The organism is Streptomyces sp. NPDC048255, assembly GCF_040652415.1.
In the GTDB taxonomy this organism is placed as follows: domain Bacteria; phylum Actinomycetota; class Actinomycetes; order Streptomycetales; family Streptomycetaceae; genus Streptomyces.
Genome location: NZ_JBEZMA010000015.1, coordinates 17,427 through 30,683, shown reverse-complemented (window position 1 = coordinate 30,683; position 13,257 = coordinate 17,427). Strand labels below are relative to the sequence as shown.

Genomic DNA, 13,257 nt, shown 5'->3' with positions numbered 1-13,257 from the left:
TGCAGGTCAGGGCGGTGTGCGGTCGGCCCGGACGATGGCGCGGATCCCCTGACAGGCCTGGTCCGGGGCCGGAGGATCTGCTGCCGGTGCCCGGCAATGGGCCGGAGTGCGGAGTCCGTAGGGTGGGCCCATGTCTGCCACGTTGAGTTCCACGAAAGCCGCCGCCGCTCTGCGCACGGCGGCTCGCGTGTCCGCCGAGTCGTTGTTGGTCCTGCTGATAGCCGGGGTGGCCCTGTGGATCATGGGTCGTATGTGGTCGGTCGTCTGGCCGCTCGTCGTCGGGCTGTTCCTCACGACCCTGACCTGGCCGCCGGCTCGTTTCCTGCGGCGGCACGGCTGGCCTCCCGCGTTGGCGGCAGGGGTCGTCACCGTCTCGTTCATGCTGGTCGTCGCCGGCATCGTCGCGCTCATCGCGGTGCCCGTCGCATCCCAGTCCGGGGAGCTTTCCAAGGGCGTGGTCGAGGGAATCCAGCGCTTGCGTGAGTGGGCGGCCGGGCCGCCGCTGAACATCGGCGACGACGAGATCTCCGGCGCCTTCGACACGGCGATGGCCCGCGTCCAGAACAGCATCGGCAGCATGGTCACCGCGGTCGCGACCGGCGTGGGCACGGTGTTCAACGGCGTGATCACGGCCGTCCTCGCCCTCTTCCTGATGTTCTTCTTCCTGAAGGACGGCCCCCGGTTCGTGCCGTGGCTCACCCGCCAGCTCCCCGGGCGACTCGCCGTCGACGTCCCGATCGTGGCGGAGCGGAGCTGGGACACCCTGGGAACGTTCGTGCGCAGCCAGGCCCTCGTCGGTCTCCTCGACGCCGTGTTCATCGGCCTGGGTCTGTGGATCCTCGACGTCCCCCTGGTCCTTCCCCTCGCAGTGCTGACCTTCGTCTCGGCGTTCGTGCCGATCGTGGGCGCCCTGTTCGCCGGCTTGGTCGCGGTTCTCATCGCGCTCGTGTCGAACGGCGTCACGGACGCGCTGATCGTTCTGGCGATCATCGTCGTGGTCCAGCAGTTGGAGGGAAACGTGTTCCAGCCCATGATCCAGAGTCGCGGACTCGGCCTGCACGCCGCCGTCGTCCTGCTGGCGGTGACGCTCGGCGGCAGCCTGGCCGGCATCGTGGGCAGTCTGCTCGCCGTCCCGTTGGCCGCGCTCATCGCGGTGTTCTGGAACTACCTGCGTGAGCAGCTCCGTGACGAAAGGCCGGAACCGGAGCCCGCCGAGGCCCACACCCCCGTCCCCGTCACGTCGTGACCCGACGGCGGGCCACCCGCCGGTCCCGCTGTGCGGGCCCGAAGGCGGGTGGCCTCTGGTCGTCCCCGGCGGGGCCGACACCGCCGTTCGCCGTGTGCTACCGGACGAACCACGGGGCCGCAGTCGAAGCCTGCGCCCTTCGTCCGGCGAGCACCGGGCCGATCGTCCAGGGCGTCAGGCGGGCGTGTGGGCGTCTTTGTTCGTCGTGGTGCCGTCCTCGTCCTGGGCCTCCGACGCAGCGGGCTGTTGCGGAGCGGGCGGGGTGCGGACCAGTAGCGCGACCAGCACGGCCACGGCCGCGAGTACGGCGCCGACGCCGAATCCCCAGCGGATGCCCGTGGCCAGGGCGCCGGTGGCGTCGGCGCCGTCGGCCGCCGCCGACGCGGCGCGGCCCGACATGACACTGATCACCAAGGCGGTGCCCGCGGCGGCCGCGACCTGTTGCAGCGAGCCCAGGATGGCGGAGCCGTGGGGGTAGAGGTGCGGCGGCAGTACGGAAAGGCCGGAGGTGAAGACGGGGGTGAAGACGAACGCCATGCCGGTACTCAGTGCCACGTGGAGGACGAGCACCAGCCACGGCGAGGTCTCCTCGCCCGTGAGGGCGAACAGCCCGAGGCAAACCGCCGTGAGGACGGCTCCGGGTACGACCAGGCGTGGTGCGCCGAGTCGGTCGTAGAGCTTGCCGACCTGCGGGCCGAGCAGGCCCATGGTCAGGCCGCCGGGGATGAGGAGCAGCCCGGTCTGCAGCGAGGTCAGGCCGCACACCTCCTGCAGGTAGATCGGCAGCACGATGAACGCACCCATGAGCGCCATGAAGGACAGGCACATCAGGCCCAGCGCCACGGAGAAGTGCCGGAATGTCAGGGTGCGCAGGTCCAGCAGCGGGGTGGAGGAGCGCTGCAGGGCCAGTTGTCGCCATACGAACAGGCCTACGAGCACGGCGCCGGCCAGGGTGGTGGCCTCCGGGGGCACGGGGGCCTGGGCCGCGTTCTCGGCACCGAGCCCGCTCAGGCCGTAGACCAGGGCGCCGAAGCCCACTGCCGCCAGGGGAATGGACATCCAGTCGATGGGGGCGGCCTTCGGCTCGCCGACGTTGACCAGTTTGCGCCGGCCGAATATGGCCATGGCTCCGGCGATGGGCAGCACGGCCAGGAACAGCAGGCGCCATGTCCCCAGCTGCAGCAGCACGCCGGAGACCGCGGGCCCGAGGGCGGGTGCGACGGAGATGACGAGGGTGATGTTGCCCATGACCCGGCCGCGGTCCTGCGGGGGTACGAGGGTCATCAGCGTCGTCATGAGCAGCGGCACCATGACGGCGGTGCCGCCGGCCTGGATGACCCGGGCGACCAGCAGCACGGGGAAGGCGGGTGCGGCCGCGGCCAGGGCCGTTCCGGCGAGGAACAGTGCCATGGCCAGGCTGAAGGCGGTTCGGGTCGTCACGCGCTGGAGGAACCACCCCGTCACCGGGATGACGACAGCCATGGTGAGCATGAAGGCCGTGGACAGCCACCCTGCGGCGGCTGCGGTGACGTCGAACTCGCGCATGAGCCGCGGGATCGCGTTGACCATGATCGTCTCGTTGAGGAGGACGACGAACGTGGACAGCACGAGAATCCGCAGCACGGCGGTGACGCGGGCGGGCGAGGGGGTGGGGGTTTCGTGTGGTGCGGGCATGGTGCCTTCCGTCATGTGAGTGTCCTCCGCGCGTAGCGGTCACACTGACAGACTGCGGCGCCGGGAAGAACTCATCGGTATTCCCCGATCCTGTCGGTGCCGCCGCCGAAGCTCAAACCATTTTGCCGAACCGGAACGGCCAGGACGTGCCCTCTGAAGCAGGCCGGCGCCGAGATCTACGCCGCCGGTCGGCCGGGCCCGCCGAGGTCGCGATGGGCCGTGATCAGCTCGGTGGCCGGGGGAGATCCTGATTGACGAGCGGGTCCTCGTCTGCCGCGACGCGAAAGAGCCAGGCCAGGTCGAGGGCGGATCGCCTCAGCATGCGGTCGTTGAAGTCCGCGTACTCCTGCTTCGCCGGGTCCAGGCGCCCTCCCCAGGGGTCTCCCCAGCCCTTGTCGTCGAACTTCTTGTTGGTGAACTCGAAGAACGCGCGGGCGCCTCCGCCGAGCGGGAGATGGATCGCCAGCCCCGGTTTCCTCAGCGCGGAGATCGGGTGGACGCGGCTGATGATCTGCCGGTTGTGATGGTCGGTGTCGCCGGTCCACACCCGGAAGCGGGCGTCGGGGGTGAGTTCGGGATCGTTCTCGTCACCGTCTTCGATCCGCCAGGTGCCGATGAGGGTATGGTCACGCTCCCAGCCGCCGTACTGGGGTGAGACCCAGGAGCCGATCGTTACGTACCACTCCAGCCCGCGGTCCGGTACCACCGTGGTGGTGAGGGTGTGCCTGACCGGCTTGGACTCGTCGCTGTTGTCGAGGCCCTGCAGGACGAACGTCGTCGCCCCGAACAGCTTGTGGGATTCCCAGACGCGCTTGCCGGTGACGTCGACGCCGGCCGGGTGGGCGGCGGACAGATCCGGTACCCGATGTTCGGGCCCTCCCACACCAGCCGGGCCGGTTTGCCGTACGACGGCTGGATCGGCTCCGGCCGGAAGTGCCGTGGCGTGTCCGGTTCCGGCGGGGAGGTCTCCTGTTTCCGGACGGTGAGCGTCGTTTCCGCCATCTGCGGCCCGGTGTCGACCGTCAGGTCCTCGATGATGCCGATCTCGGCCTGCGATGTCCTGGCCGGAGGGCGGGAGACCGTCGAAGGCGGTCTTGAGCGTCTGCTCGGGGGCGGCTGCCCAGGCGGCCCGGGTGGTGAGGGAGTTGGTGACGGTGCCCGCGCCGCCGAGTCCGGCCTGTACGAATCCGGTGCGGTCGAGGGCGAGGGACAGGGCGCGGCGGACGCGGACGTCGCCGAGCGGCCCCTGCATGTCGGTGATGTTGACGTTGACCGTGCTCAGGCCCTCGCCGAAGTAGAGGGTGCCGGTGCCGCCGGCACGCAGGCGGGCGTAGCTCTCGGTGGGGATGAGGTAGCCGCCGTCGACCTCGCCGCTGAGCATGGCGTTGGTGCGGGCTGAGGGGTCGGTCAGGACGCGGAAGACGGCCTTCTTGGACTTGGGCCCGGTCCCCCAGTAGCCGTCGAAGCGGTCCAGTTCGATGGACTGGCCCTTGTTCCAGGTGCCGAGTCGGAAGGGGCCGGTGCAGGCGAGGCCGCCGGTGGTGCCGTAGTCCTCGCCCGCTGCCTCGACGCCCTCCTTGGAGGCGACCACGCCGGCGGCGGTGGCCATGTACTGCGGGAACTGGGAGTCGGGCTTCTTGAGCTTGACGGTGACCTGGAGCGGGCCGGGCTTGGTGACGGCGGTGACGTTCTGGAAGACCTGGGCCCAGGCGGCGGCGTTGTCGGGGTCCATCTGCCGGCCCAGGCTGAAGACGACGTCGTCGGCGGTCATCTCCTTGCCGTCGTGGAAGCGGACGCCGGGGCGGAGGTCGTAGACCCAGGTGGTGGGGTCGGGGTTGGCCGCCTTCCGGGCCAGGCCGGGCTCCGTGGTGAGCGACGGCGTCCAGCGCATCAGGCTCTCGCACACGTTGGACAGGATGGTGTCCTGCGGGTAGTCGAAGGCCATCGTGTAGTCGAGGGTGGGCGGCTCGGCGTAGACGGCCCAGCTGAAGGAGTCGATCTCGCCGCGGGCCGGGGGCGTGGAGGCGGAGAGGCTGACGTCGGTGACCCCGCCGCCGTCGCCCTTGGGCGGGCCCGAGCAGGCCGTGTCTTCGTCGAGCAGGACGGCAAGGCCGTCGGGGTCGACTTCAATTTCAACGGCTGGGGCAACAAGCAGGAGCACAAGAACGACGGGGTGGTCGGCCGCGACCTGCTCCAGAGGTACGGGATCCCCCGGGTCCAGGCCCCCCTCGTCGCCGAGGGCGGTTCCTTCGAGCCCGACGGCGAGGGCACCCTGCTGATCACCGAGAGCTCGATCGTCAACGACAACCGCAACCGGGGCAAGAACCGGGACACGATCGAGGCGGAACTCAAGCAGACCCTGGGCGTCGAGAAGGTGGTCTGGCTGGCCGGCGTACGCGGTGAGGACATCACGGACGCCCACGTGGACAGCCTGGTGCGCTTCGCCGCGCCCGGTGTGGTCCTGCTGGACCGCGCGCACCCCAGCACCCCGGCGGACTCCTGGTCGCGCTACGCCGACCAGGCGAAGTCCGTCCTGTCGAAGACGACGGACGCCCGCGGCCGGCGCTTCGAGGTCATCGACCTTCCGCAGCCCGACCTGAACCGGATCACGGGAGAGGGCGACGACTTCGTGTCGACCTACGCCAACTTCTACATCGCCAACGATGCCGTCTTCATGCCCAGGTTCGGGGACCGCAAGGCCGACGACCGGGCCCGCGCCGTCCTGCAGGAGCACTTCCCCAAGCGGGACGTCGTGCCGGTGGCGATCGACACGAGCCCCTCTGGCGGCGGCATCCACTGCTCGACCCACGACCAGCCCGGCAAGCCCGCCGCCTGACCGCGCACAGCGCCCAGCGCCCAGCGCGCGTCCACCCCCCACCGGCGAAAAGCCCTGCGCCCGGCGTCGTAGTGGCCGTGCGGAAGGAGGCCCGGTCGCGCGTGTCACTCCGGATCGTTCCGGATGCCTTGCCCGACGCTCCCCCCACTACCTTGTCGACGGCGCCCGTCAGACCGACCAGGCCGGAGCCCGGGGAGCAGCGATGCCGACGACCGTCACCACCGACCGCCCGACCGCCACCGTGCTCGGGCATCAGGAGCTCAAGGTGCTCTCCGCGGTCGGCTGCGGCCTGCGGGACGACGAGATCGCCGCCGCCCTCGCCCTCCCCGAGGTCTCCGTGGCCGAACACCTCGCGCGGATCCTCGTGAAGCTCGGTCTGCGCGACCGGGCAGCCGCCATCGTCCACGCCTTCGACTGCGGCCTGGTGGCACCCGGACGCGGCCCCCGCACCCGGTCGGTGAGCCCGGTAGCGCGGACCGCCGCCGGCCGGGCGGCCGGCCCGAAGGTACGGATCTCCGTGCTCGGACCCCTGCAGGCATGGCAGGACGGGCAGCCCCTGAACCTGGGGCACCTGCGCCAGCAAGCCGTACTGGCGGCGCTGGCGCTGTGCGCGGGACGGACCCTCAGCCAGCAGGAACTGCTCGACGACGTATGGGGGATGGAGTCCCCGGTCGCGAACGTGGTGCCGGTGTACATCTACCGATTGCGCAAGACCCTGCGCATCGGGAGCAGTCCGGACTCGGTCATCGAGCACGCCCGGCACGGCTACCGGCTGGTGCCCGGGGCGGTCGACGTGGATGCCGCGCGTATGGAGGAACTGGTCACCGGCATGGGCACGGCCGATCGAGCGGGTGAACCGACCGAGGCGGTCCGCCTGTGTGCCCAGGCGCTGGAACTGTTTCGCGGGGAGCCCCTCGCCGGTCTGCCCGGGCCGCTCGCCGAACTGGAGCGCCTGCGGCTCACTGAGCGCAGGATCGCCATCCTGCAGCGGAAGTTGGAGTGGCAGCTGCGGCTGGGCCAGGACTCGGAGGCAATCGCCGAGCTGTTCGCCCTGTCCGCGGCCAACCCCCTGAACGAACCGGTGGCCGCGATGCTGATGCGGGCTCTGTACCGTAACGGCCGCCAGGCCGACGCGCTGACCGTGTTCGGCCGCGCCCGCCGCAGCCTGGCCGACGAACTGGGCGTTTCTCCCAGTCGGATGCTGCGGCGGACGCACGAGATGATTCTGCGCGGTGACGAAGCCGGCCTCGCTCTCACTCCTCCGGCCGGCCGCTCCACCTGCCCGTGATCACCAGGAGGCGGGATACCAGGCGCCGTTGTACCACTGCTCGTTGGCGCTGTCGTTGTGGTGGTCCATGTTGAAGTCGTGGGGGTAGTTGTTGACGTGGTTGGCCGGGTAGGTCCAAATGCCGGCGGACTCGTCGCAGACGTAGTCCCAGTGGCAGATCGTCTTGACCGGCACGTTGCCGTAGAACCTGTCGGCACCGGCGAGCGGGGCGCCGATGATGCCGCCGAACGGAACGGATCCGCCGTTGGCGCCGGGATTGCCCTGACGCTTGGGGTCCGCGATGAGAACGGCGTTGACGTTGTCGAACGTCTGCCAGTTCTCGGTGACCCAGATGTGCACCACCGCGGCGCCCAGGGAATACCCGCCCATCTTGACGTGCTGGCCCGGGCACGCGGCGCGTTGGTCGCGGACCAGCCGGTTCAGTTCATTGACGCCGGCCCGGGCGCTCGCACCGTTGGGAATCTGCGTGGGATATCCGACGTGCTGCTGAATGTTGCCGCTGAAGCCGTCGTCGTACCACTTGCTTCCCGTGCCACCCACGACGATCGTGTACGTGCCCTCGCACGAAGCCGTCGCCGCTGCTTGCGCCGTGGAGCCCTGTGCCACTGAAAGCCCGGCTGTCAGCAGAAGTCCGGCCAACGCGGCCGTGATCCTCTTTGCTCGCATTTCGATCCTCCTATGTGCTCGGCCTACGTGTGACGACATTGGCAGAGGCCGATGACATCCCGATGAAACGCGTACGGGCACCGATTCCATCGGCATTTCATCGGTGCCTTCTACTGTCGGCCGCTCCGACTACCGGAGTTCACGACGGAAAGGCACACGATGGAAAGAATCGGCTTATACCGGGTGTTCACCAGACTGGCCTTGGTGGCCGCCCTCTGGGCGTTGGTCATGGGGATGACCACCTCGGCCGCCGTCGCCCAACAGGACCCCGTTCCGGGCCCGGGCGACGAACGCTCCGGCGTATCGCGGTACTTCAGCGGCCCGCAGGGGCTGGCCATTCCGACCGTGCCCTGCGATCCGGCCGGCCCGTCGGCCACCGACGGCATCATGGCCGACCAGCTCAACCCGCAGCTGAACGCGGCGATGGCCGGCCATCTGGACGCCTACAAGATGTCCTGCGCCCGGATGGTCACGCAGGCGGTGAAGGACCGCGGGCTCAACCCGAGGGCCGCGACGATCTCCATCGCCACCATCATCGTCGAGACCAGCATGAACAACTACTCCCAGGCCGTCGACCACACCAGCCTCGGTCTGTTCCAGCAGCAGGACTGGTGGGGCACCCGGGAGCAGCGGCTGAACCCGACCTACGCCACCAACGCCTTCCTCGACGCGATGGAGCAGCAGTTCCAGGGCGGCTCCTGGAACAACTACGAGATCGGCCACGTCGCCTGGAACGTCCAGAAGCCGCGCGAGGACCTGCGCTACAAGTACCAGGTCCAGGCCGGCGACGCGGAGCTCATAGCCAACGCGCTGTGGGCCGGTACGGGCGGCGGTCCCAAGCACCCGTACGCCTCGGGTCGGGTGGTCTCCGGGCGGTCCGCCGACGGGCGCCTCGAAGCCTTCGCCGCCGGGGCCGACGGCGTGTACCACGCGTGGCAGACCGAGGTGAACGGCGATTGGTCGCAGTGGCGGTTCGCGGGCGGTCCGCGCAACGCGCAGCTGGCGGTGGCGTCCAACGCGGACGGCCGGCTGGAGCTGTTCGCGCTGTCGGACAGCACCTTCGACCACATGTGGCAGACCGGGCCCAGCGCGGGGTGGTCCGGCTGGGCGAACTTCGGCGGCGGAGGGTACCGAGTGGCGGCGGGCACCAACGCCGACGGCCGCATCGAGGTGTTCGCCTCCAACACCGACGGAGTGTTCCACCGCTGGCAGACCGCGCCCAGTGGCAGTTGGGCCCCCTGGGACGGCACCGGCGGTGGCCCGGCCAACGCGCGTCTCGCCATGGAGAACGCGCCTGACGGTCGACTCGAGGTGTTCGCGCTGTCGGATTCCACGTTCAAGCACCTGTACCAGACCGGCGTCAATGGCGGCTGGTCCGCCTGGGACGACTTCGGCGACGGCGGAAAGGCGGTCGCCGTCAGCTACAACCAGGACGGCAGGCTCGAGGTGTTCGCCTCCAACGCCACCGGTGTGTTCCACCGCTGGCAGACCGGCCCGAGCTCGTGGTCGGCGTGGACGGGAACCGGCGGGATCTCCAACGCCGAGCTGACCACCTCGCGGTCGGTCGACGGCCGGGTCGAGGTGTTCGCGATCAACGCCGACACCGCGAGCCACGCCTGGCAGACCGGCCCGAACGCGTCGTACTCGCAGTGGGAGACCTTCGGCGGCGGTGGCACCGGGATCGGTGCGGGCAACAACGCCGACGGTCGCATCGAAGTGTTCGGTACCAGCCACGCCGGCGTCTATCACCGGTGGCAGAACGGGTTCACCACCTGGTCGGAATGGGCCTGGCTGAACGATTCCGGTCCCGCGGTCAACTGATCGCCGCGATGTGGATCCGCCACCGCGGAGGCCCATCCGGGAACGAGGACCCGGGCGTATGACGTCGGATACGGAACACACCCTGCTGCACAGCAGGGTGTGTTCCGTGTGCTTCGGCGAGACCTGGGACGGTCAGGAGGCGAAGGCCCTTTCCAGCCTGGGAATCAGGTCCCGCAGGTCCTGTTCCCAGCAGCCGCTGTTGTGGCCGCCGTTGCACTGGGTGCCCCAGCCGGAACCGTCACCGTAGTTGACGTAGTAGTAGGGCATGCCCAGGGCGTCCATGCGGGCCTTGACGTTCTTGGCCGCGCCCGAGACCCAGAACTCCATGTCGACGGGCGAGCCGCCGCCGTCGCCCGTGTAGATGGAGACCCCGATTCCGGCGAGCCTGTCCATGTGCTGGGACGGATCGACCTCGTTCCACCGCCAGTCGACGTTGAACACTGGGTAGGGCGACCCGAACAGGGCGTCACTGTCCACACCGGGCTTGTACGGGGAGTCGTTGGGGTCGCAGTAACCGGATGCCGAGGCGCACACCGCGCCCAACGCGTCGGTGACGGACGCGACGACGGCCATCCGCAGGTCCATGGACCTGGCCGACAGGTCGATGTCCCCCGACAGGGACGCGGTCTGGCCGAACAGGTCAGGACGGGCCTGCGCGTAGTGGAAGGCCCCGAACCCGCCCATGGAGATGCCGGCGATGGCCCGGGCCTTCTTGGTGGCGATGGTCCGCAGGTTCGCGTCGATGAACGGAATCACCTGCTTGAGGTGGAAGTTCTCCCAGTTCTGGGCACCGAGCACCGTCTTCTGGTTGAGCCAGTTGGCGTACCAGCTCCGGGCGCCGCCGTCCGGGATGACGGTGATCATCTCGTTCGACATGCTCAGCGCCGGATAGTTCTGCTGGATCGGGTCGTCGGGCGACCCGTGGAGGAAGTACATCACCGGGTAACGCCTGCCCGGATCGTCGTAGTAGCCGCTCGGCAGAATGATCTTGATGTGCTGCTCGCCCGCGACCTCGGGCGTGGTCACCGTCAGGTAGAAGTCGGTGGCGCTTCCTGTCGCCGTGCCGACCTGGGTCAGGCCGAACCCGTTCGCCATCGGTGGCGGTGCGGTGCCGCCCTCAGCGGCCTGTACCGAACCCGCCGGCGCGACCATGGCTACGGCGGCGACCATCCACGCCACCGCCAGTCGCCACCAGTTCGCTCTCCTTGTCACAGCGTTCCCCCTCGTGAGGTTTTCGGCATGCTCAGTCAAGAACCTTGATCTGCAATTCCGGTGAGGCCGCGATCTGTTCCTCGGTGAACCGCTCGGTCACCCACTGGCCTGCCGAGAACAACTTGGTCTGATCGGAGTAGTGCGGCGAGTTCGGGTCGGCCGACTGGGAGTAGGCCATGACGGAGAACGCCTGGGGCGGGCCGTCGGCGGTGAACCGCACCTGCTGGATGAAACTGGAGCCGAAGACGATGTCCAGTTTTCCGTCGACCTGGCCGGGAGTGATCACGTTCAGCACGCCCAGCTGGCTGATCGAGCCGTGGATCGGGATCTGCTCACCACCGCGGGTCACCTTCTGGACGTCCGACAGCGGGGCGTTCAGTGGAATGCCCGCCTTGCGCAGCGCGAGGACGGCCCGGCCGAACGCGTCGCGGACGGCGGAGCTCCCCGCATCGAGCGAGTTGGGCGTGTGCACCGGGTCCTTGGGGTCGAAGGGAACCCGCCACGGCAGTTTCTCGACCCCCTGGTTGCCGAGCAGGAAGGACCAGTAGTTCGCGAACAGCCAGGATCCCCGGCTGGCCGCCGTGTAGTCGTGGTCCTTCCAGGCGGCCAGGACCGGACACGCCTCGCTCACGTTGACCAGGTTGCCGTCCACCAGGATGAGCCCGAAGGGGAGGTTCCGGCACATCGTCACCGTGGCGTCGAGGGCCAGGTCGGCCGCCCTGCTGTTGTCGGCGAACAGCAACTTCCCCATGGTCTCCGGTGTGAAGCCCTTGCCCGGCAGGCCGTCGGTGCCGTTGATCCGGTTCTGCGCGGTCAGGATCAACTCCTGGGTGCGCAGGGAGCGGGGCGCAGCGGTGTCTCCCATCACCCTGGGGAACGCGAGCGGTTCCGCGGGGTTGGCCAGCCAGGGGCTGTCGTTGGCGTTGCCCACGAAGTCGGACCGGATCAGGCGCGGCTGCTTGTGCGGGTCCAGCAGTCCTGGCGCGACCGCGTTCGGGTCATCGGGCCAGTCGCACGCGCTGCGCTTGCCGTCGAAGATGGAGATCGGCGGCACGTTCGGCAGCCGTAGCGACTGGTTGAAGAGCAGCTGCCCGGTCAGGGTGAGGCACGACTGCGCGTGTTCGTCGGTGATGTTCGGGGTGGCCTGGATGTCCGCGTACAGCGCCTTGCCGTTGCGGTCGGAGGCGACGGTGTTGAAGAAGGGGACGCCCTGCGTGGTCTCCAGGGAGTTCACCACGTCGCCGACGTCCTTGGCCTGGTCGAGACGGAACCAGGTGTTCAACGCCCGCAGGTTGTCCATGTTCACGTCGCGTACCGCGTGCGCGCTGACCACCCAGGGCAACGAGACGCCCTGCATCGACGTGGTGACCGGGCCGTAACGGGTGGCCCACAACGTCCTGCTGACCTTGCCGATGGAGCCGTCCGCGTTCAGCACGTCGATGCCGACCTGCTGCGAGGTCATCTTCTCCCAGGCGCCGTCGACCAGGTACATGGTGGGATTCAGCGGATCCACCTGTACGTCGAACAGCCCGAACGGAGCCACCGTGGCGACGGTGTGGCTCCAGGCGACATCGTCGTTGTGCCCGATGTTCACTGCGGGGAATCCGAGCAGGCTGGCCCCGGAGACGTTGAGCTCTCCCGGGATCGTCAGCTGGCTCTGCCACATCCGGTTCTTGCCCTGCCACGGAAAGTGCGGGTTGGCCAGCAGCATGCTGGTGCCGCCCGACACGCCTTGCGAGCCGACCGCCAACGCGTTGCTGCCCATGCTCTGTTGGCGGCTCACCGCCATCGCGTCGCGGATCTCCGTCGCGGTCTTCGCGGGTGAGGACTCCGGGGGCGCGGCGGCCGGCGCCCCCGGGGGTGCGGCGTTCACCTGACCGTCCAGCAGCGCGTCGGCGCTGCCCATGATGATCTCGGCGTGCGCGTGCCGGTAGACGTCGAGTTCCGTGATCGGCCGCACCCAGGCCGCACCGCGGCAGGCCGGGTCGGAGATGTTGTTGACGCCCGTCTCGGCCAAGTACCTGTTGTATCCCTGGACGTAGCCGCGAATGGCCTCTTTGACCTCCGGCTCGGGGCCGTTGGGGGCGGGCTGGTCGAGCAGCCGTTCCACCACCCGGTTGTCCTTGATCCGCTGGAAGTACAGGTCGCTGTTGAGATTGGTGGTGCTGTTCTGGTTCTGGCCGGGGCTCGCCCTGCCGTCGGGTCCCAGGTGGCGGGACCTCTGGGCGTTGACCATCAGATAGGTGTCGGCCAGGGTGCAGATGTTGTCCTTGGCCGCCGCGTATCCGTAGCCCGTTCCCAGCCCCTCCCAGTTCGAGGCGATGATGTGCGGGATTCCGTACTCGGTGTAACGGATCGTCGGCTTGTCCGGTCCCTGTGCGGCGGCGGCCGATCCCGTGGCCGTCGCCCCGGTGGCCGCCATCGTGCTCATCACCGCCACCGCGGCCGTGACCGCCATCGGCAGCCTCGCTCTGAATCTCCTCCGCGCCATCGAGCCGTCCTTCCCGTGGGGTA

General features: G+C 69.1%; 8 protein-coding genes and 1 pseudogene. 4 read left to right on the top strand and 5 right to left on the bottom strand.

The annotated features are described in order from the left end of the window. Positions 1-130: 130 nt before the first annotated feature. Complete coding sequence (locus tag AB0D94_RS14915) at positions 131-1,246, top strand: AI-2E family transporter (protein WP_362051180.1); 1,116 nt, start codon at positions 131-133, stop codon at positions 1,244-1,246. A 174-nt stretch (positions 1,247-1,420) separates the two neighbouring features. Here the strand turns inward: AB0D94_RS14915 and AB0D94_RS14910 are convergent, their stop codons facing one another. Both AB0D94_RS14910 and AB0D94_RS14905 read right to left on the bottom strand, forming a co-directional pair. Further along, the gene (locus AB0D94_RS14910) at positions 1,421-2,935 is read right to left on the bottom strand and encodes a DHA2 family efflux MFS transporter permease subunit (protein ID WP_362051178.1); all 1,515 of its coding nucleotides are present in this window, start codon (positions 2,933-2,935) and stop codon (positions 1,421-1,423) included. A gap of 208 nt (positions 2,936-3,143) precedes the next feature. Next, positions 3,144-5,081 carry an ABC transporter substrate-binding protein gene (locus tag AB0D94_RS14905; RefSeq protein ID WP_362051176.1) on the bottom strand — a complete coding sequence of 646 codons (1,938 nt, stop codon included), beginning with the start codon at positions 5,079-5,081 and terminating at the stop codon, positions 3,144-3,146. Here AB0D94_RS14905 and AB0D94_RS14900 point away from each other — a divergent pair. Further along, positions 5,007-5,756, top strand: a pseudogene (locus tag AB0D94_RS14900) (agmatine deiminase family protein); the annotation flags it as partial. The gene AB0D94_RS14905 and the pseudogene AB0D94_RS14900 overlap by 75 nt on opposite strands. A gap of 202 nt (positions 5,757-5,958) precedes the next feature. Continuing rightward, a complete protein-coding gene (locus AB0D94_RS14895; protein ID WP_362051174.1) occupies positions 5,959-7,044 on the top strand; it encodes a BTAD domain-containing putative transcriptional regulator in 1,086 nt (361 codons plus the stop codon). Here the strand turns inward: AB0D94_RS14895 and AB0D94_RS14890 are convergent, their stop codons facing one another. Continuing rightward, positions 7,045-7,710 carry a cutinase family protein gene (locus AB0D94_RS14890; RefSeq protein WP_362051172.1) on the bottom strand — a complete coding sequence of 222 codons (666 nt, stop codon included), beginning with the start codon at positions 7,708-7,710 and terminating at the stop codon, positions 7,045-7,047. Positions 7,711-7,869: 159 nt separating this feature from the next. Here AB0D94_RS14890 and AB0D94_RS14885 point away from each other — a divergent pair, with 159 nt between their 5' ends. Beyond that, positions 7,870-9,531 (top strand): peptidase M23, encoded by a 1,662-nt coding sequence (locus tag AB0D94_RS14885; RefSeq protein WP_362051170.1) that lies wholly within the window; start codon positions 7,870-7,872, stop codon positions 9,529-9,531. Positions 9,532-9,663: 132 nt separating this feature from the next. On the opposite strand, the gene AB0D94_RS14880 is transcribed toward AB0D94_RS14885, so the two are convergent. Together AB0D94_RS14880 and AB0D94_RS14875 are read right to left on the bottom strand one after the other, a co-directional pair. Next, positions 9,664-10,743 carry an alpha/beta hydrolase-fold protein gene (locus AB0D94_RS14880; protein WP_362051168.1) on the bottom strand — a complete coding sequence of 360 codons (1,080 nt, stop codon included), beginning with the start codon at positions 10,741-10,743 and terminating at the stop codon, positions 9,664-9,666. A 31-nt stretch (positions 10,744-10,774) separates the two neighbouring features. Continuing rightward, the gene (locus AB0D94_RS14875) at positions 10,775-13,234 is read right to left on the bottom strand and encodes a penicillin acylase family protein (protein ID WP_362051166.1); all 2,460 of its coding nucleotides are present in this window, start codon (positions 13,232-13,234) and stop codon (positions 10,775-10,777) included. Positions 13,235-13,257 lie beyond the last annotated feature (23 nt).